General features: G+C 65.4%; 17 protein-coding genes. 10 read left to right on the top strand and 7 right to left on the bottom strand.

The window, feature by feature from the left end:
* Positions 1-60: 60 nt before the first annotated feature.
* The 5 genes from GL279_RS15285 to GL279_RS15265 form a co-directional block, all read right to left on the bottom strand.
* Positions 61-720: a hypothetical protein gene (locus GL279_RS15285; RefSeq protein WP_155065500.1), complete on the bottom strand. Its 660-nt coding sequence runs from the start codon at positions 718-720 to the stop codon at positions 61-63.
* A 696-nt stretch (positions 721-1,416) separates the two neighbouring features.
* On the bottom strand, positions 1,417-2,544 hold the full coding sequence (locus GL279_RS15280; RefSeq protein ID WP_155065499.1) for an NnrS family protein: 1,128 nt from the start codon (positions 2,542-2,544) through the stop codon (positions 1,417-1,419).
* Positions 2,545-2,547: 3 nt separating this feature from the next.
* A complete protein-coding gene (locus GL279_RS15275) occupies positions 2,548-2,955 on the bottom strand; it encodes an ASKHA domain-containing protein (protein WP_343039826.1) in 408 nt (135 codons plus the stop codon).
* Positions 2,956-3,049: 94 nt separating this feature from the next.
* Entirely contained in the window at positions 3,050-4,318 is a 1,269-nt protein-coding gene (locus GL279_RS15270) for an SfnB family sulfur acquisition oxidoreductase (protein WP_155065498.1), read from the bottom strand.
* A 309-nt stretch (positions 4,319-4,627) separates the two neighbouring features.
* Positions 4,628-5,752 (bottom strand): ROK family protein, encoded by a 1,125-nt coding sequence (locus tag GL279_RS15265; protein ID WP_155065497.1) that lies wholly within the window; start codon positions 5,750-5,752, stop codon positions 4,628-4,630.
* Between the two features lie 86 nt (positions 5,753-5,838).
* Here GL279_RS15265 and GL279_RS15260 point away from each other — a divergent pair, with 86 nt between their 5' ends.
* The 7 genes from GL279_RS15260 (at position 5,839) to dhaL (ending at position 13,720) form a co-directional block, all read left to right on the top strand.
* Positions 5,839-6,846 (top strand): ABC transporter substrate-binding protein, encoded by a 1,008-nt coding sequence (locus tag GL279_RS15260; RefSeq protein WP_211371330.1) that lies wholly within the window; start codon positions 5,839-5,841, stop codon positions 6,844-6,846.
* Positions 6,834-7,202, top strand: coding sequence for a hypothetical protein (locus GL279_RS19275; RefSeq protein ID WP_211371329.1), 369 nt, complete (start codon positions 6,834-6,836; stop codon positions 7,200-7,202). Before GL279_RS15260 ends, GL279_RS19275 begins: the two co-directional genes overlap by 13 nt.
* 130 nt (positions 7,203-7,332) lie before the next feature.
* Positions 7,333-8,277, top strand: coding sequence for a metallophosphoesterase (locus GL279_RS15255; protein ID WP_170293996.1), 945 nt, complete (start codon positions 7,333-7,335; stop codon positions 8,275-8,277).
* Between the two features lie 168 nt (positions 8,278-8,445).
* Entirely contained in the window at positions 8,446-9,390 is a 945-nt protein-coding gene (locus GL279_RS15250) for a substrate-binding domain-containing protein (RefSeq protein ID WP_155065495.1), read from the top strand.
* Between the two features lie 62 nt (positions 9,391-9,452).
* Positions 9,453-10,970, top strand: a complete 1,518-nt coding sequence (locus tag GL279_RS15245; protein ID WP_211371328.1) for a sugar ABC transporter ATP-binding protein — start codon at positions 9,453-9,455, stop codon at positions 10,968-10,970.
* On the top strand, positions 10,963-11,952 hold the full coding sequence (locus tag GL279_RS15240; protein ID WP_155065493.1) for an ABC transporter permease: 990 nt from the start codon (positions 10,963-10,965) through the stop codon (positions 11,950-11,952). The genes GL279_RS15245 and GL279_RS15240 overlap by 8 nt, the downstream gene beginning before the upstream one ends.
* Positions 11,953-11,971: 19 nt before the next feature.
* Positions 11,972-13,720 (top strand): dihydroxyacetone kinase subunit DhaL, encoded by a 1,749-nt coding sequence (gene dhaL / locus GL279_RS15235; RefSeq protein ID WP_155065492.1) that lies wholly within the window; start codon positions 11,972-11,974, stop codon positions 13,718-13,720.
* Between the two features lie 24 nt (positions 13,721-13,744).
* Here dhaL and GL279_RS15230 read toward each other — a convergent pair whose 3' ends face one another.
* The gene (locus GL279_RS15230) at positions 13,745-14,701 is read right to left on the bottom strand and encodes a sugar-binding transcriptional regulator (protein ID WP_155065491.1); all 957 of its coding nucleotides are present in this window, start codon (positions 14,699-14,701) and stop codon (positions 13,745-13,747) included.
* Between the two features lie 151 nt (positions 14,702-14,852).
* Positions 14,853-15,380, bottom strand: coding sequence for a TetR family transcriptional regulator (locus tag GL279_RS15225; RefSeq protein ID WP_170293995.1), 528 nt, complete (start codon positions 15,378-15,380; stop codon positions 14,853-14,855).
* A 480-nt stretch (positions 15,381-15,860) separates the two neighbouring features.
* On the opposite strand from GL279_RS15225, the gene GL279_RS15220 reads away from it, so the two are divergent.
* The 3 genes from GL279_RS15220 to GL279_RS15210 are packed head-to-tail and all read left to right on the top strand — an operon-like array spanning position 15,861 to position 19,197.
* A complete protein-coding gene (locus tag GL279_RS15220) occupies positions 15,861-17,393 on the top strand; it encodes an ABC transporter substrate-binding protein (RefSeq protein WP_155065489.1) in 1,533 nt (510 codons plus the stop codon).
* On the top strand, positions 17,390-18,316 hold the full coding sequence (locus GL279_RS15215) for an ABC transporter permease (RefSeq protein ID WP_155065488.1): 927 nt from the start codon (positions 17,390-17,392) through the stop codon (positions 18,314-18,316). Before GL279_RS15220 ends, GL279_RS15215 begins: the two co-directional genes overlap by 4 nt.
* Complete coding sequence (locus GL279_RS15210; protein ID WP_155065487.1) at positions 18,313-19,197, top strand: ABC transporter permease; 885 nt, start codon at positions 18,313-18,315, stop codon at positions 19,195-19,197. Before GL279_RS15215 ends, GL279_RS15210 begins: the two co-directional genes overlap by 4 nt.
* Position 19,198 lies beyond the last annotated feature (1 nt).

The following is a 19,198-nucleotide window of genomic DNA, read 5'->3' as shown; positions in this document are numbered from 1 at the left end:
TCCGAAACGCAGGCCCGCGTCGGCTGCGCCAGCTGGAAAGCTACGCCGCCACGGGCCTGCTCAACCGCGCGCCAAAGGGGTCACTTTTGGGCGCCGATCGGGGGGGCCGTTTGGATGCCGATTGACACCGAAATAAAAGAACGGCCGCCGCCCGCAATCGGGCAGGTCGGCGCGGCCCAGCAGCATGGCCGAGGGGATGACCTGAAAGGTCAGCTGATCGGCATTCTTGCGCCACGCTTCTTCGAAGAAATAGTCATCCGTCGCACGCAGCGTCATCGTCTCGCAGGCCAGATGCGCGTCGCGGATATAGCTGCGCGCCGCCGGCGTGGTGTTGATGCCCCAGAAGCAGGGCTCCCAGAACCGGGCGCTGTTGGCGTAGCCGATGCGCATGGGATGGCCAAAGCCGCGCTGGAACCCGATGATGTCGGCCGAGAAATTCGCCACGAAATCCGGCAGGTAGTCGAGGTCGCAATCCACGTCGATCCAGAAGATCCTGCGGTTCGGGTGCCGTTCGCAAACTGAATGCAGGAATGGGATTTTCTTGCGGCACAGCTCCAGCCATTCCTCGCCGGGAGCCTTGGCAATCTTGGATATTTCATGCGCGATACCCAGCCGGTTCAGCGAGCTGCGCAGGTTTTCGGCAGATTGGCTATAATAATCGTCCGGCGTATGAAATGAGCAGAACAGCACGTCCGATGGGCGTTGCGAGCCAGATTGCATTGCGGTCTTTAACCTTGGTCGTCGCTTTGGTTATTTCGGCTCTCGGGGTATGACCGGGAGTCTGAATGATGGAAGTAAACCGCATAGTATGAATTCGTCAATAAATGGATTTGAATTCGAATGTATGATTCCATATCTGGATGATCATATAGAATGAGGACGCATAATGATTTGATGTTATGGAAGATGATTTCATTTGCGCCGGGGCAGGTGGCTGCTGAAATCCGGGCAGGCAAATTGGATGAATTTGCCTTTTGGCCGTGGCTTTTGGCCGATGTAGGGGGCGGAGGCGACGTCGACCCTCCATCGCGGAGCGGCTGGCCGCTTGCCGGGCGAGGGGGCAGGCCATGCCGATCATCCGCGGGGTCGGCATACAGTTTTCCGTGTTTGCGAACTGGAATTCGCCATTTTCTGCATGGCCCGATATCGGGCGGAGAATCCCATATTGGTTCATGGCAGTGAGTGTAACGCGACTGGATTATTCGCTATCTGCGCAGGCAAGCGTTTGCTTGTAGCGAGAATCCTGCGTGATGCCTTCCGCCTCGATTGCAGTAATAGAAAAATCGCAATGAATGGTGGGTTATATGCCCTTGAGTGGACGGACCTCTCCGAATTTCCTTTGGCCTCTGGAATTTTTCACGCCCATCCGGCGCAAATATCATAGGAACTCGCCATTTTTCCCTCGCCATAACCCTCTCAGGCCCGGCTGCGGGCGCTTAGCACCGGTCGGGGCACCGGGCCCTGCAAGGCGCGCCGGAATTGCCATAGGAACAGCGCCCATCCCGCCATCCAGATCAGCGCGGCCAGCCGCAGCAGGACCGGATCCGCACCGGACCAGCCCATCAGCAGCCGCGGCAGCACCGACAGATGCACCAGCCCGCAGCCAAGGGCCAACGCCGGAGATACCAGCAGCCGCGTCCCTTGTCGGACCATCCCCGCCCGCGCCATGATCGCCAGCATCATCGACCCCATGGCGCCCATGGTGATGGCGTGCAGCGCCGTTGCGGGGGCGACCCCGGTGCCGGGCAGCCGGGCCGCGCCCGCAAGCACCAGCCCCACCGGCAGCCACAGCCAGGCCAGATGCAAAAGCAGCAGCGCCGGATAGCCCACCGCCCGCCAACTGCGCCAAGCGACCATCCGGGCCAACTGCATCAGCCCCGAGGCGATCAGCAGCGGTCCGGCCAGTCGTGGCGCCTCGGCCTGCGCCGCCATGGCCAGAACCAGCGCCAGCGTCGCGCCGCCGGCCAGCCACGGCGGATCGGCAACCTCGGGCGCCTTGGCGTGGCTCGCCAGCGCATGACGGGTAAAGGCTGCGATGGCGCGCCCGCCGATCAGGCCGATGAGCAGCGCAAAGAACAGCACTATGCCCTCGCCCGGCAGGTCGTGCATCTGCGCCCAGCCCGGAACCAGCGGCGCCAGCGCCAGCGGCAGCCGCTGCCAGACCCCGGCGCGCAAGACCTGCGCGCTCAGAATGCCGGCAAGGGCCAGAAAATAGACCGCGCCGATCAGACCGCCAAGGGGCAGCGCCGCGCCACAGGCAAAGGCCACCCGACCGGCAAGCCACAGCGCCACCATGACCTTGGTCGTTGCAGGCGCGATCCTAGGACCCGCAGTCCATGCCGGCACTGCGGTCAGCAGATAGCCCCCCAGCGCCGCGCCGCCCATGCCAAAGAGCAGCTCGTGCCGGTGCCACAGCAGCGGCTCGGGGCCAAGGCCGGGCGGCAGCAGCCAGACCGTCGGCACAAGCAGCGCCCAAAGCCCGGCAAGCAGGAACAGTGGCCGGTGCGGCGCCAGCCACAGACCGGCGAGCGGACCGCGCGCCATGGCCTAGACGCGCCGGCGGCGGGTCATGCGTCCGGCGAGAACTTCCTCAGGCGCGGGACGTTCGGGCAGGCGCACCGCCTGCGCCAGATGCGGAAAGGCTTCGACCTTGTGCGGCAGCGCCGTGGCATCGACGAAAAGCTGCTGAAAATCCGGTTCCAGCGCCGTCTCGATCTTTTCGATGCGTCGCACGGTGTCTTCGATCTCCCGTCTGTGACTGCGATTCCGCAGCGCCATCGTCGAGCCGGTGCCTGCAGCATTGCCCGCTGCCCGGACCTCGGTCAGGCCGCAATCCGGGATCAGGCCAGGCACCATCGCATATTTCGGATGGATGAACGAGACGAATGCGTTGGTCAGCCGAATGCCCCGACTGCCGTCACGCTGCTTTGGCCAGCTGAATGGCGCGAATGCCACCCGGAACCTCGTGCCCCTGCGTTATCGCCAAGCCGGCCTTTGCCCCGAAGCGGGCGGGACAAAGGACTGGCGGCGATTCTGTCCGGCGCGGCGGTCAGTTCCAGGGGTGGCGCGGCGGATGCGCGTCGTTCAGGTAGTAATTGCCGACGTGATAGAACTTCCAACGCACCGGATCATGCAGCGTATGTACGCGAGCATTGCGCCAATGCCGGTCCAGCCCGTGGCTTGCCAAGGTCGAGCGGGTGCCCGCCAGCTCGAACAGCTTGTTGGTGGCGTCGATGGCGATCTGGGTGGTCAGCACCTTGGCCTCGCCGGTGCGGATCGTCGCCTCGGACACGTTCTCCAGCGTCGGCTGGGCATAGCCACGGTCGATGGCGCGGCCGGCGATCTCCAGCAGCGCCTCGGCAGCATGCAGGCGGATCTTCAGGTCGCCGATGGCGGCGATGGTATAGGGGTCGTCGCTGGCGCGCTCGCGGCCGCTGTCCACCCAGGGCCGGCTGTGCGTGCGCACGAAGCGGATGGTTTCGTCGATGGCATTGCGGGCGATGCCTGCGTCGATGGCGGCCTGAATGATCTGCGAGACCGGCCCCTGCACCGAGGGCGCGGCCGCCTCGTCGCGCAGCTTGACGGCGCGTTCGCGCGGCACGCGCAGGTTCTCCAGCCGGACGCTGCCCGAGGCGGTGGTGCGCTGGCCAAAGCTGGACCAGTTGTTGGTGACGGTCAGGCCGGGCAATTCGCGTTCGGCAAAGACCAGATAGGCGCCGTCCTCGCCGATGGCGACGATGGGCACGATATGGGCCAGCAGCGCGCCGGTGGTGTAGAATTTCTCGCCGCTGACGATGGCGTCATTGCCCTGAAAGGTGACGCGGGTCTGGAAATCGGTGACGGTCTTGCCGCCCAGCTCCGAAAAGGCATTACCAAAGCGCAGCCCTTGCAGCGCCCAGTCAAAGACCCTGCGCTTTTGCTCTTCGGTGCCGTCCAGATCGACCACGTTCAGGATGGCGATATGGTTCTGGGCGATCTGCGCCACCGCCGGATCGCCCGAGGCCACGATCGAGATCACCCGCGCCAGCGTGGCATGCGACAGGCCCGGCCCGCCATAGGCGCGCGGCACGTTGATCGACCAGATGCCGCTTTGCGAATACAGGTCCAGCTCGCGCAGCGGCAGCAGCCCCTCGCGGTCGCGCAGCGCGGCACCTTGGGCGAAATCGGCGGCCAGTTCCTGTGCGATGCGGATGGCTTCGTCATCATCGGCAAGGATATGCGCCGGTTTCGCGGGCAGCGGCCGGGGCGGCACCGGGTCGGCGGAATTGACGCGCGGATGCGCCGAATGATCGATCGGATTGGGGGTTTGCGAGCCCATGGCAGGTCCTTTGTTGACGCGCCCGTCTGGGGCGGGGTTCGGGGGACAAGCCCCGTGCGGGGCATAGGCAAAGCCTTTCAGCGCGCCGGTCCTGCGGCAAGCCGCACCGGATTTTCTTCTGGGCCGGGCGGCGGTGGCGGCGTTCTCTCAAGCCATAGGGAAAGCACGGAAATCTTTTTGCCGGGCCGGCGGATAGCGCTGATTCGGTCTGCTGTTCGGCCATGGTCCGGCGGGGCCGTCGTGCCGGGCAAGGCATTGAAGGAAATGCGATTTCGGTGCAAAATATGGACGCGCAGCCTTACCCCCGACCTAGCCCGCCTCCGGGCCCAGCAGGATCAGCGCGGCGGCGCCAAAGGCCACGGCATCGGCGGCCTCGACATCGGGCAGCACCAGTTCTGGCCGCACGACCCTGCCGCCTTGGGTGGCCTCGGTCGCGCCCGGATCGACCCGCGCCCGCAGCGCCGCGCGCAGGGCTTGCGGCAGCGTGCCGCCGATGCAGACCGCCGCCGGGGCGATCATGGCAGTCACGACAAAGACCAGCCGCGCCACCTGCGGCACCGCGCGGTCGATCCATCGCCCGACCACCTCGGCCTCGGTGTCCAGATAGCTGGCCCAAGCAGCGGGATCACGGCCCTCGGGCGGTGGCGTGCGGGCGCCGGCGCGGCAGAAATCGGCAAGATCCTCGAACGAGGGGCGCGGCTGGCCGCGCGGGACCAGCGCCCCGAATTCGCCGGCATTGCCCCGCATCCCACGATACAGCGCCCCGTTCAGTACCAGCGCGCCGCCGATGCCCTCTGAGAGGTAAAGATAGGCAAAGTCCCGATGCCCCGCCGCATTGCCCAGCGACAGCTCGCCGATGGCGGCGGCATTGGCATCGTTTTCGACCCGCACCGGACAGCCAAGCGCCGCTTCCAGCGTATCGACGATGGCCGCGTCCCGCCATGAAGTGACCTCATCGGCCAGATCAAGGCCCCGGGTCGCGCCCTGAAACCGCGTTGGCAGGGCGACGCCCGCGCCGATCAGCGGCGCGCTTGCCCCGGCGCTGCGGCGCAATTCGGCGATGCCCGCCAGAATGGTGTCCAGAACCTGCGAAAAGCTGGAGAAATCGCCGGGAATGCGGGCCTCGGCCAGAATCTCGCCGCGGAAATCCAGCAGGCTCAGCGCCACGACATGGCGCGTGGCATGCACCCCCAGCGCCACGCCCACCGCGCCCGACAGCGTCAGGTCGATCTGCGGCGCCCCGCGCCCGCCATGGCGGCGACCACCCTCGCAGATCAGCTTTTCGGCCACCAGATCGCGGGTGATCACGCTCATGGCGGCGGGGGTGACGCCGCAGGCGGCCGCCAGCTCGGCCCGCGAGGCCGCGCCGCGCCGTCGCAATTCGCGCAGGACGGCCTGCTGCGTGCCGCCCAAAGATCCGATGAGACGTGGCATCTGTCCTCCTGTCCGGCGAGGCTGTCACAAGTCTGTTAATTAATCAAGTTAACTAAATAAGGAATCACCGAGTTCAGGACATCCTCATGACGACCTATCTTGCTGCACTTGCCACCACCTCGGCCCTGGCCCTGTCGACCGGCCTTGCCCATGCCGAAGACATCCGCATCCGCGTCTCGACCCTGTCCGAGGCCTCGGGCATGGGGCGGCTGACCAATCTTGAAGCGGCGGCCAATGTGATGAACGCTCAGTTCGCCGCCGCCGGCATCGACAAGACCGTGGTGGTCGAACTGGCCAGCAGCGGCGCCAAGGGCTGGGACGATCTGGCGCTGGAAAATCTCAAGGCGCTGGCCGTAGGGCAGGGGCCGGATGTCAGCGTTCTTGCCCATGAATGGGTCGGCCAATATGCCAAGGCCGGCTATGCCATGGACATGGGCCCGCAGATCGCCGCCAAGCCCTGGGTCTACGACGACATTCTGCCGGTCCTGTGGGACGCGGCCAAGGGGGCAGATGGCAAGATCTATGGCATCCCGCAAGACGCCGAGATCCGCATGTTCTTTTACAACAAGGACATGCTGCGCAAGATCGGCAAGGACGAGGCCTTTGTCGACGGCCTGCCCGCCGCGGTCGAGGCCGGCAGCTTTACGCTGGACGATCTGACCGCGCTGTCCAAGGAGGTCGTCGACGCCGGGGCCGCGCGCTATGGCATGCTGCATCGCCCCAATGTCGGCATCGACTATCTGATGGTGTTCCAGTCCTATGGCGTGCGCTTTCTTGACCCGCAGACCGGCAAGCTGGTCTTTCCCAAGGCTCAGATGAAGGCCGCGCTTGGCTGGTATGAACGCAATGCGCGTCAGGGCGTGACCCCGTCGGACAATACCGCCATGAGCTGGGATTCGATTCAGGGCGCGTTCAAGCAGGAACAGGCCTTTGTCTTTCATCAGGGCGTCTGGGCGGTCGCATGGCAGCTGGGCGAGGGCAAGGGCGCGACCTGGCCGACCGATGCCAAGGGCTATTTCGACAAGATCGGCTGGCTCCCCGCCCCGGCTGCCGAAAAGGGCGGCGCGCCGGTGAACCTGTCGTGTATACGGTGAACCCCAAGGGTGGGCACCCCGAGATCGCGGCCGATCTGGTCGCGCTGGCGACGCTGCCCTATTTCAACAACCAGCACGCGGTCGCTTCCTATCATACCGCGATCAGCCATGCGCAGACGGCGATGCCGGTCTATGCCGACAATTGGGTGTTGTCGACGGCCTCGAAGATGATGGACCGGGCGCAATTCGTGCCCAACCACACCGAATTCGGCAGCTATAACAAGATCCTGTTCAACGGGCTGCAAGCGGTCGAAACCGGGCGCATGACGGCGGCCGAGGCGGTGGAGTTCATCGCCGACGAACTCGACATGCAATTCGGTGACAAGGTCGAGATCATCGACACCGCCACGAACTGAACCTCTTTCCTCAAGGCTGTCCGCGCGCTGGCGCGGGCGGCCATTGCCATTTTCGGACCTGTCATGCCCAGCCAGATCTTCAGGCAAAGATCGCCCGCCCGCCCAATCCGCGGCCCGAGGCATCCGCGATGTGGTCCTGCCCGGCGATCTGACCGATGACGGCCAGCCCGGCGCCTATGACGCCTTTGCGCGGATCGTGGCGCCGCATGCGGCGGCCGGGATGCGGTTCTATGCCACCTTCGGCAATCACGATGCCTTTGGCCCGACGCGGCGCAGCCTTGGCAAGCGCCTGACCGCAGGCGCGGGTCAGCCCGTCCGCCTGCGCCGGCAGGTGGGCCTGTCGACGCCCGAGGCCTTGATGCGGCTTGGCGATCATGGCCTGATGCCGCCCGCCGGGACGTCGCTTTGGGAAACACCCTTTGGCCGCGATCCCGATCCCGCCCGTCGCCGCGATGCCATGGGCCTGATCGACGCCTCATACCTGACCGAGCCCTGTCCGGGTCTGTGGTTGCTGATGCTGGACGCCAATATCTTTGCGCGGCGCGGGGCGCGCTGGTCCTTGCAGGCCGATGGCGCATGGGATCACGCCCTTGCCGCGCGGCCCTATCTGGAACGCTGGACCGGCGATTGCGTCGCACGCGCCCGTCAGGCGGGCAAGGCGATCGTCGCCGTGTCGCATTACCCGATGGTCGCCAGCGCCCCGCCCGCGATCCTGCCACCGGCCGAGCGGCTGCGTTGGGCGCAGCGCATGCCCTTGGCCGCCACCGCGCAGCGGCTGGCTGCGACCGGGATCACGCTGCATGTGAACGGCCATATGCATGCCCCCGCCGAAAGCCGCTGCCAGGGCCTGCGCAATGTGACCCTGCCCTCGCCGGTGGCGGCGCCGGGTGGCTATGCCATCATCGGGGTCGAGCAGGGCGCCGCCGTGATCGCGCATATCCCGCAACCGCCCACGCCGGATTTCGACCTTGCCCGCGACGTCTATGCCGCCGCCCCCGAAGCCGCCGCGCTTTGGCAGGGCGTCCGGACCTATGGCGATTTCCTCGACCTCTGCCTTGCGCAGCGGTTCCGCTAGGGAGGCACGCCCAGCGTCATGCGTCCGCAGCCGTGAAGCAGGCCTGCGCAAATCTAGTTGTAAATTCTGAAATACATCTGTATTAGCTTCAGGCAAGCGCGATACCGGAGGGGTGCCGACGCTGAGGTGGACGGCCTGCTGGCCGCTCATGTGCTTGGAGGAGTATTCATGAAGAAACTGACCACGCTTCTGGCGGGGATTGCGCTTGCGCTGCCGTTGGCGGTGCAGGCTGCGGACGCGCCCGGCACCGCCAAAAAGGAATCCTATCGCTTTCTGATCGTGCCCAAGGTGGTGCATCCCTGGTTCGACAAGGTGAACGACGGGGCCCAGATGGCGGCGGCTGCGCTGAAGGCACAGACCGGCGCCGATGTCGAAATCGTCTATTCCGCGCCGCAGACCGCCGATGTGGTGCAGCAGGTGCAGATCGTCGAAAGCGCCATCTCGACCCGTCCCGACGGCATTGCCATCGACCTGCTGGACCCCGCCGGCAACCGCGCCTCGCTGGAGGCCGCGCAGCAGCAGGGCATTCCGCTGGCGATCTTTGACTCGATCCCGCCCGAAGGCATGGCCATCCCCTATATCGGCTCGGATTTCTGCGAACAGGCCAAGATCGCCTCGCGCCGGCTGGTCGAGGTTCTGGGCGGTGAAGGCGAGGTCGCGATCATGATGGGCGTGCCCACCGCGCCCAACCACGCCATCCGCGCCGACTGCCACCGTCAGGTCTTTGCCGAACATCCCGGCATCAAGGTCGTGGCCGAGGGCATCGACAACGACAGCATCGAAACCGCGCAGCAGCAGGCTGCCGCGATCATGCAGGCCAACCCGAACCTCAAGGGCTGGGTCGCCTCGGATGCCGCCGGTCCCATCGGCATCGGTCAGGCCATCGTCGAGGCCGGCAAACAGGGCAAGGTCACGCTGGTCGGTCTTGATAACCTGCCCGAGATGCTGGACATGATCCGCAACGGCGTCGCCGACAGCTCGTCCGCCTCGCAGCCGGAACTGCAGGGCTACTGGTCGGTGATGCTGCTTTGGGCGCAGGCCACCGGCGCCCCTGTCCCGCAATATCTGGACACCGGCAATGCCTTCCTGACCAAGGAAACCCTGGGCAATTGATTGCCTCTGCCGGCCCGGCGCAACCTGCGTCCGGGCCGGCCTTTCCCCGATCTGCGAGGCGAATGATGGCCTATCTGGAGGTGCGTGGCGTCGGGCGGGATTTTCCCGGCGTGACCGCGCTCAACAATGTCGATCTGTCGGTGGAACTGGGGCGCACCCATATCCTTGCCGGCGAGAACGGCGCCGGGAAATCGACGCTGGTCAAGATCCTGACCGGCGCGGACCGCGCCTCGCGCGGGTCGATTCTGATCGACGGGCAGTACCCGCTGGAACACCCCGATCTGTTTCGCAAGATCGCCTATGTGCCGCAGGAGCTGTCGCTGTTTCCTGATGTCAGCGTGGCCGAAAACCTGTTCATGCCCTTTGACCGCACCGGCCATGGCGGGCTGGTGAACGGCCGCCGCCTGCGGGCCGAGGCGCAGGACTATCTGGATCGCTTTGGCATCGAAGCGCGGCCGGGTGATCTGGTGCGGCATATCTCGGTGCCCGACCAGCAGCTTTTGCAGATCGCGCGGGCCTCGACCAACAAGGACATGAAGGTTCTGATCCTTGACGAGCCGACCTCGGCCCTGACCGCGCGCGAGGTCGAGCGGGTGTTCCGGGTGATCCGCAGCTTTCTGGACCGCGACCATGCCATCGTCTTCATCTCGCACAAGATGGAGGAAGTGTTCGAGATCGGCGACGACTACAGCGTGCTGCGCAATGGCGAGCTGGTCGAAGCGGGCCGCATCGACCGGATCGACGAGCCGGGGCTGATCCGGGCCATGTCTGGCCGTGCCGTGCAGATCGACGAACATTTCCGCCCCGATGCCGAGCCCGGCGACACGCTGATGCAGGTCGAGAACCTGTCCGGCCCGATGTTCCACGATGTCTCGTTCAAACTGAAACGCGGCGAGATTCTGGGCTTTGCCGGGCTGGTCGGCGCGGGCCGGTCCGAACTGATGCAGACCATCTTCGGTTTTCGCAAGGCCGCAGGCGGGCGGGTCCGCGTTATGGGGCAGGACTGGCGGCTGAACGATCCCGCAGCCTCGGTCAAGGCCGGGATGCTCTATCTGTCCGAAGAGCGCAAACACCATGGCATCTTTCCGCTGCTGTCGCTGCGCGAGAACATCGGCATTTCGGTGCTGTCGCTGACCTCCGGCGCCGCCGGGATCGACTTTGGCAAGGAGCGCGGCATCGTCGGGCAGGTGATCGCCGATTACGGCATCCGGGCCTCGGGGCCGGGCCAGCGCATCTCGACCCTGTCGGGCGGCAACCAGCAAAAGGCGATCATCGGCCGCGCCATGGCGACATCGCCGCGCATCCTGATCTTTGACGAGCCGACCAAGGGCATCGACATCCGCACCAAGGCCGAGATCTATCGCATCATGAAGTCGCTGGCCGAGGCCGGCGTCGGCATCATCCTGATCTCGTCCGAAATGACCGAGCTGCGCCGCTGCGCCAGCCGGATCCTGACCATGCATGGCGGTCGCCTGACCGGCGATTTCGACGCCGCCACGACCGATACGGAAACACTGGTGGGAGCGATCTTTGCCTCGGCGCCCGGCTCCCGCCCCGAGGGGGAGGCTTCCCATGTCTGACATTCCCGGCACCGCGCCCCGGCGCTCGATCCTGGGGATTTTCCTGCGCAACCCGCTGGCCGGCGTCTTTGTGGCGCTGGTGGCGATCTTTGTCGTCTCGGCGCTGGTTTCGCCCTATTTCCTGACTGGCTACAATATGTCGGTGATCGCGCGCGGGCTGGCCTTTGTCGGGCTGATCACCGTCGCGCAATCCTCGCTGATGATCCTGGGCGAACTTGACCTGTCGCTGGGGGTGATCGGCGGGCTGTGCGGCGTCGTTTCGGGGATGCTGATGATCAAGGCCGGACTGCCGCCGGTGGCGGCGCTGGCTTTGGCGCTGGCCCTTGGTCTGGCGCTGGGGTTTCTGAACGGACTTCTGGTGACCGCGCTGGGGCTGCATTCACTGGTGCTGACCATCGGCATGGCCGGGATCTATGGCGGGGCGATCCTTGTTCTGACCAAGGGCGTCGCCATCACCGGCATTCCGCAATCGATCCAGTTTCTGGGCCGCGGCGATTTCCTTGGCATCCCCGTGCCCTTCCTGATCATGCTGGCCGTGCTGGCGCTGGCGCTGTTCGTCACGCTGAAAACGCCGATGGGCCGCTATATCTATGCCATCGGCAACAATGCGGCGGCGGCGCGGATGCTGGGCATCCGGGTCGATCGCATCCGGCTGATGGTGTTCACGCTGGCCGGGTTCCTGTCGGCGCTGGCCGGGCTTTTGATGGTGGCGCGGCTGGGCACGGCCCAACCTTCGATCGGCCAGACTTGGGTGCTGGCGCCGATCGCGGCGGCGGTCATCGGCGGGGTTGCGACCACCGGCGGCGTCGGCTCGCCGCTGGGGGCGATCTTTGGCGCCGGCATCATCGCCATCATCGAAAACATCATCGTCCTTTACGGGGTTTCGCCCTATTGGCAGGGCGTCGTCTCGGGGTTGATCGTGGTGCTTGCCATCTCGTTCGATGCCCTGTCGCGCCGCTATCTGCGCCGCGAAACCGCCTGATCCACGGAAAGCCTTCAGCATGACCAAAACCAAGAAACTCATCAACGCGCCCGAAACGATCATCAGCGAAATGATCGCGGGCATGGTCGGCGCGCATCCCGACATCCTGACGGTCGAGGGCGCCACCGGCCGGGCGGTGGTCGCCGTGGACGGGCCGCGCGACGGCAAGGTCGGCGTCGTGGTCGGCGGCGGCTCGGGGCACGAGCCCGCCTTTGCCGGCTATGTCGGGCGCGGCCTGGCCGATGCGGCGGCAGTGGGCAATATCTTTGCCTCGCCGTCGCCCGAGCATATCGCCGAGGCGGCCCGCGCTGCGGATGGCGGTGCGGGCGTGGTGCTGCTTTACGGCAATTACACCGGCGACGTGCTGAACTTTACCATGGCGGCCGAGATGCTGGCCGATGAGGGCATCGCCGTGCGCCATGTGGCCGTGGCCGATGACGTCGCCTCGGCCCCGGCCGCGCGGCGCAATGAACGGCGCGGCATCGCCGGGGATTTCTTCGTCTTCAAGATCGCCGGGGCCGCCGCCGATCTGGGCGAGCCGCTGGCCCGCGTCGAGGCTTTGGCGCAAAAGGCCAATGCCGCCACGCTGTCGATGGGTGTCGCGCTGAGCCCCTGCTCGCTGCCCCAGACCGGCAAGCCGAATTTCGAGATCGGCGATGACGAGATGGAAATCGGCATGGGCCTGCATGGCGAGCCGGGCGTGCGCCGCGAAAAGCTGGCCAGCGCCGATACCATCACCGATGCGCTGATGCAGGCGATTCTGGCCGAGCTGGGCGCAGGGCAGGGCGACCGGGTCGCGGTTCTGGTCAACGGGCTTGGCGCCACCTCGCCGGTCGAGCTGTATATCGTCTTCAACCGGGTCAAGCAGATCCTGGACGGGCATGGCATTGCCGTGCACCGCTCCTGGGTCGGGGAATATGCCACTTCGCTGGAAATGGCGGGGGCCTCGATCACGCTGATCCGGCTGGATGCCGAGCTGACCATGCTGCTGGACCATCCTTGTCATACCGTGGCGCTGACCCAAGGCGCGGTCAAAGGCGGCAGCCCGGCCGCCGGCGCGCGCAGCAACCGCCGTCAGACGCCGCAGGTCGAGGCGGCCAGCGCCGCCCCGGCCGTGGCGCTGAAGTCCGACGGTGCCATCACGCCGCAGATCTTTCGCCAGATGATGCGCCGCGCCGGTGACGAGATCATCGCCGAACGCGACTGGCTGTCCGAGCTGGACGGGGTGATCGGCGACGGTGACCATGGCGTGACCATGGAAATCGGCTGGAAGGCGGTGCAGGGTGCGCTGAACAACGCCCCGGCTGACGAGACCATCGAGGCCAGCTGCAAGCGCATGGCCAAGGCTTTCCTTGATGCCGTCGGCGCCTCGTCGGGGCCGCTTTACGCCACCGCCTTCCTGCGCGCCGGTGCCGCGGTCAGCGACCGGCTGAATCTGGATGCCGGGGCACTGGTGGACTGGCTGGCGGGGGCGCTGCAGGGCATCCGCGACCGGGGCCGAGCCGAGCCGGGCGACAAGACCATGATCGACGCCTGGGTGCCCGCAGTCGAGGCGGCGCGGGCCGCCGTCTCGGGCGGTGCGGTTGCGGTGATCGGCGCGGCCCGTGACGGTGCCGAGCGCGGCATGCAGGCCACGGCGGCGATGGAGGCGCGGCGTGGCCGCTCGGCCAAGCTTGGCGCGCGCTCGGTCGGTCATATCGACGCGGGCGCGGCTTCGACCTTTACCATCCTGCGCGCGATGGCGGCGGCGCTGGACGAGGCGCTGTAAGGTCTCGACCGGACCGGGCCGCCGCTAGCGCGGCCCGGCCAGCAATGCGCGGGCCACGGCCTCATTCGTGACCAGCCGGTTGACAAAGCCGCCGCGCAGCACGGCGCGGATGATCTGGACCTTGTCGATCCCGCCCGAGACCAGCATCGACATCGGCTTCAGCTTCAGCTTGTCGGGGCTGAGCGCGATGATCGACTCGTTGAGGAAATGGTCGATGGGCCGGCCAAAGGCGTCCAGAAAGCAGCCAAGGAACTCGCCCACCGCGCCGCGTTTGACCAGTTCGTCCAGATGGTCCTTGACCACGCGGATCTGGGTCAGGGCCGCGCCCTCGGCCAGATTGCCGCAAGAGGTGATGCCCAGATCGGCGATCTCGGTGCGCGCCATCACATCGGTCAGCTCGTCGATCATCAACAGCGTCTCGCGGCTTTGCGGCGAGGCGCAATAGATCGGCGCGGTCAGATAGTGGCATTCGACCCCCAGCGCCCGGGCAAGGCTGGTCGCGACCTCGAAGGTGTTGGTCCCGGACGAACGCGTTACCCCGCCGGTCAGCCCCACCACCCAGCTTTCCGGCATCGGTCGCGCGCTCAGGCCGCGCACCGCAAAGCTGAGCGTGCTGCCCGAGGCGATGCCGATGCCCAGATCCTTGCCTTCGACCAGCGCGGCGGCCATGCTGCCCGCGACCTCGCCGATCACCCGCTTCTGGTCAAGACCATGGGCCACATCGGGCACGATGGCGACATCGGCCAGGCCGTAGCGCGCCGCGACCTGATCGGCCAGCACGATGCATTCGGTCAGGGGCAGCGCCACCTCGATGCGGACGGCGCCCTCTTCGCGCACCTGACCGATGATCTTGTTGACGCGCAGCCGGGTCATCTGCAGCTGCACCGCGATTTCCTGCTGCGTCAGCCCGCCGACGAAATAGAGCCAGGCCACGCGCGCCCGTTCCAGTTCCGCCAGCAGCGTGTTGCCAGGATTGTCCATGCGGTGCGCACCTTTCCCGTGACCGGTTCGGCATCATTATGATGCCGGTCACCGCAGGGCAACAGCGCGGGGCCGGGATCGGAGAGGCTGGGGGCTGACCAGGGCTCATTGGTGCCACCCCTTGACGAATTGCCCCGATATGTCGGCCCGTTCAGTCGATTGCAGCGGCCCGGAGCAGGTTTTCGACATTGCGCAGCGCCAGCGTCAAAGGCCGGGTGCTGCCCTCGACCGAGGCCAGAACCGAAGCCCCCTCATAAAGGATCGCAACTACCCCTGCGAGGTTTCCTGTCGGATCCTTCTCCGCACCGATCGCCGTGGCGAACAGCGCGCGGGTGGCGCGTTTGTGCTGCCGTGTCAGCTCTGCAATGCGATCATCCTGCGGGTATTCCGTCATCGCCAGCAGGAACGGGCATCCCCGGAACCCCGGTTGCATCGCCAGATGGCCAAGTTCAAGGAAAAGCACCCCGACCCGGTCCAGCGCGGTGGCAGGCGCCCGTTCGACCGTCGCACGCATGGATGCCATGACATCGGCCTGACGCTGTTCCAGACAGGCAAGGATAAGATCATCCTTGTTGGCAAAGTATCGGTAGAGCGTGGCCTTGGCCACACCTGCCTCGCTTGCGACGCGGTCCACGCCCACGGTTCGCAGACCCTCGGCATAGAACAGGCGTGCTGCCACCCTGACAAGATTTGCGCGCAGATCCTGCGCGGACGCTTCGCCTGCGACGTCCAAGATCATCCCCCGTATCCCCGAACAAGACAGATCGGTCTTAGCACAGAGCGAAACTTATGGAAATTGAAAGATTTCATGCGGAATCCGCTGAGACGCGCGAGGATTTCGCGTCTTAGGGTGCTGTCGTGGGTGGTGGTGAGACTGTTGGGTATCGTTCCTGAGTTTGCGATGGGCGTAGGTATCGCCGGTGTTCAAGATAAGATTTTAAATACAAATAAATACACAGAGGCTTCGGTCATTTTTAGACCGAAGTTAAAGAACGTATGGCGCCAAGAGCGGCTCAGAAACAGAACCATATAGCTGCAAACCTATAAAAAATTGGCAGCCCATTTCCTTGCTGAAATCGAGATCGCCGATCTAATATCCCGCACAGTTTAGTCGAGTTTAAATTGCTACCCGCTGGGTGGCAGCATCGGGAGCCCGCGCTTGAAACATAACGACCAACGCAGCCTCATGAAGGCTTTGTTCGCCACATCGGTCATCGCGCTGACCCCGATCAGCGCAATGGCCGAGGGCGATCTGACCGTCGGCCTTTCCGCCATCGCAACCCGTCTGGACGCACAGCAGCTGGTCACCGGATCGGCGGATGCGATTGCCAGTTCGTTGATCTATGACACGCTGGTGATCCGCGATGCGAAGGGCGCATTCCGCCCCGGTGTCGCCGAGACTTGGGAGGTCGCCCCCGATGGCAAGAGCCTGCGATTCACCATTCGCGACGGCGCCACCTTCCACGACGGCACCCCGATCACCGCCGCCGCCGTCAAGGCGCTGTTCGACTCGACGCTCGATCCAGCCAACAACTCCTTGGGCAGCGGCGCCTACAAGCCCTATGTCGACGGTGTGGCATTGGCGGGTGACCGCACTGTCGTCTTTACGCTGAAATATCCCTATGCTGCGGCGCTTGCGCTTTTCGCCATCCCGTCGGGTGGCATCCAGAGCCCGGGCAGCCTTGGCGCGCAGAAACTGAACGAAGCCAAGGCGGTGGTTGGTAGCGGACCCTATCGTGTGGCCGATTGGGTGCCCGGCGATTCCCTGACGCTGGAGGCGAACCCCGACTACTGGGGCGCAAAACCCGCCTTCGACCACATCATCCTGCGTGAGATCCCCGAGAATGAATCCCGCCTGCTGGCGCTGGAAACCGGTGAGGTCGGGGTGATCAACAACGTCCCCGCCACGAGTCTGCCCACATTGCAGGATACGCCCGGCGTTCAGGTGCAAACCTTTCCTTCGACCCGGATCCAATATCTGGGCTTCAATACCAAGATACCGCTGCTGTCCGACAAACGTGTCCGTCAGGCGCTGAACTACGCCATCGACCGGGACGCGGTCGTCAATACCATCCTCGCCGGGGTTGCGAACCCCGCGACCTCGTTTGTGTCCAGCAATGCCTGGGGCCATGCAGATGTGGGCACATATCCTTACGACCCGGACAAAGCCCGCGCGCTTTTGCAAGAGGCGGGCGTGGCGGCAGGCTCGAAGCTGGAACTTGCGGTGCCCGAGGCCTATCTGCCCGGCGGGCGCCAGATCGGCGAGCTGCTGCAGGCGAATTTCAATGCCATCGGGCTGGATACCACCATCAACCGCTATGAGTGGAGCACATTTCAGGGCGTGATGGAGGCCCACAAGGGCTATGAGGCCTATCTGCTGGGCTGGGCCAGTGTCACCGGCGATGCCGACCGTTCGCTTACGCCATTCTCGGCGCTTGGGATCACGGTGAACTTTGCCAATTACGACAATCCGCAGGTCTTTGACTGGGTGAAAGAGGCCGCAGGCCAGACCGATCCCGCTCTGCGCAAGGCCATCTATCGCAAGGTGCAAGAGCAGCTGAAGGAAGACGCCCCATGGGCGCCACTTGCCGAGATCCGCTATGCGATCGGCACCGCTGCGGGGCTGTCGGGGGTGTTCGTCGACCACAACGGCGTGTTGGTCCTGCGCGACGCGATACAGGCGGCGCCATGATCGGCAATGTCATCGGCCGTCTGCTGCAGGTCTTGCCCACGCTTTTCGGGGTGCTGGTGCTGGTCTTTGCCATGACGCATGTCCTGCCCGGGGATCCGGCGCGGCTGATCGCCGGGCCAGAGGCGACCGATGCCGAGGTCGCGGGCCTGCGCGCCGATCTGGGGCTGGACCAGCCGGTTGGCGCGCAATTCATCACCTATCTGAGCAACCTGTCGCGGGGCGAGATGGGGCGGTCGCTGCATTCGAACCGCCCCGTTGTGGATGAGCTGGCGGCCCGGCTGCCCCGGACCCTGATCCTGACCGGCCTTGCGCTGGCGATCATGATCTCACTGGGGCTGGCGGCGGGGATAATCTCGGCCATCAAGCCAGATAGCCTGCGCGATCATCTGCTGACCGGGCTGTCGCTGACCGGGATTTCCGTGCCGCTGTTCTGGTTGGGGCTGATGCTGGTTCTGGTGTTTTCCTATCATCTGCGCTGGCTGCCGACCGGGGGCACGTCCAGCCTCAGGGGTTATATCCTGCCTGCGGTCACGCTGGGGCTGGGGGCGGCGGCGATGCTGGCGCGGCTGATGCGGTCCTCGCTTCTGGACATCATCCATCAGGACTATATCCGCACGGCGCGCGCCAAAGGCGCAAGGGAAGCTGTGGTGATCGGCCGCCATGCCCTGCGCAATGCGCTGATCCCTGCCGTCACGCTGATCGGGCTGGAGGCCGGTATCCTGCTGGGCGGCGCGGTGATCGTCGAGACGATCTTTTCGATCAATGGCATCGGGCGCTATCTGGTCCAGTCGATCCAGTATCGCGACTATCCCGCCACGCAAGGCGCGGTGCTGGTGATCGCCGTCATCTTCATCACGGTCAATTTGTTGACCGATCTCAGCTATGGTCTGCTTGATCCCCGGCAGCGCAGGGGGGCGGCATGAGCCTTATGCGCCTTGACCCGGCCCGTGGGCGGATCGCGGGCTTTGCCTTGCCGCGCCTGCCGAGGTTTCGGGCCCTGCGCAACTGGAGGGTCAGCCTTGGCGGCGCGATCCTGCTGGTGGTGCTGGTCTCCAGCCTGCTTGCCCCGTGGATCAGCCCCTTTGATCCCTATGCGCAGGACCTGAAGGCGGCGCTGCTGCCGCCGGGGGGATCGCATCTTCTTGGCACCGATGAATTCGGGCGCGACCTGCTGTCGCGGCTGATCTGGGGCGGGCGCATCGCGCTGCTGGTGGCCGCGGTCTCGGTTGTCGTCAGCCTGATCGCCGGGCTGTTTCTTGGTCTGGTCGCGGGCTATTTCGGCGGCTGGCTTGACGCCTTGATCATGCGGGGCGTCGATATCCTGCTGGCCTTTCCGAATTTCCTGCTGGCGATTGCCATGGTGGCGATCCTGGGCCCGGGGCTGGCCAATATGCTGGTGGCCATCGCGATCTTTGGCATTCCGGGCTTCGTCCGGCTTTATCGCGCCGAAGTGCTGACCTTGAAAGGGGCAGATTATGTCGAGGCCGCCCGCAGCATGGGCGCGGGGCCCTGGCAGGTCATCCGCCGTCATATCCTGCCAAATTCGATCCCGCTGGTCATCGTGCTGTGCAGCCTGCGCGCGGCGACCGCGATCCTTGTCGCGTCGGGGCTGAGCTTTCTGGGGTTGGGGGTCGAGCCGCCGCTGCCCGATTGGGGCGCGATGCTGACCAACGGCCGGGAATATCTGCGCGTGGCCCCGCATCTGACCACCGTTCCGGGCCTTGCCATCATGGCCTTGGTCTTTGCCTTCAACATTTTCGGCGACGGGCTGCGCGACATCCTCGACCCGCGAAGGAAACACTGAA

The sequence above is a fragment of the Paracoccus limosus genome (assembly GCF_009711185.1).
Classification (GTDB): domain Bacteria; phylum Pseudomonadota; class Alphaproteobacteria; order Rhodobacterales; family Rhodobacteraceae; genus Paracoccus; species Paracoccus limosus.
The sequence above is the reverse complement of the archived record's forward strand: the minus strand, read 5'-3'. Positions and strand labels throughout refer to the sequence as shown.

Coding starts and splice junctions, on each gene's coding strand:
- GL279_RS15285 (WP_155065500.1), bottom strand. CDS start 720: ATGCAATCTGGCTCGCAACGCCCATCGGACGTGCTGTTCTGCTCATTT.
- GL279_RS15280 (WP_155065499.1), bottom strand. CDS start 2,544: ATGGCGCGCGGTCCGCTCGCCGGTCTGTGGCTGGCGCCGCACCGGCCA.
- GL279_RS15270 (WP_155065498.1), bottom strand. CDS start 4,318: ATGGGCTCGCAAACCCCCAATCCGATCGATCATTCGGCGCATCCGCGC.
- GL279_RS15265 (WP_155065497.1), bottom strand. CDS start 5,752: ATGCCACGTCTCATCGGATCTTTGGGCGGCACGCAGCAGGCCGTCCTG.
- GL279_RS15260 (WP_211371330.1), top strand. CDS start 5,839: ATGACGACCTATCTTGCTGCACTTGCCACCACCTCGGCCCTGGCCCTG.
- GL279_RS15250 (WP_155065495.1), top strand. CDS start 8,446: ATGAAGAAACTGACCACGCTTCTGGCGGGGATTGCGCTTGCGCTGCCG.
- GL279_RS15245 (WP_211371328.1), top strand. CDS start 9,453: ATGATGGCCTATCTGGAGGTGCGTGGCGTCGGGCGGGATTTTCCCGGC.
- GL279_RS15240 (WP_155065493.1), top strand. CDS start 10,963: ATGTCTGACATTCCCGGCACCGCGCCCCGGCGCTCGATCCTGGGGATT.
- dhaL (WP_155065492.1), top strand. CDS start 11,972: ATGACCAAAACCAAGAAACTCATCAACGCGCCCGAAACGATCATCAGC.
- GL279_RS15230 (WP_155065491.1), bottom strand. CDS start 14,701: ATGGACAATCCTGGCAACACGCTGCTGGCGGAACTGGAACGGGCGCGC.
- GL279_RS15215 (WP_155065488.1), top strand. CDS start 17,390: ATGATCGGCAATGTCATCGGCCGTCTGCTGCAGGTCTTGCCCACGCTT.
- GL279_RS15210 (WP_155065487.1), top strand. CDS start 18,313: ATGAGCCTTATGCGCCTTGACCCGGCCCGTGGGCGGATCGCGGGCTTT.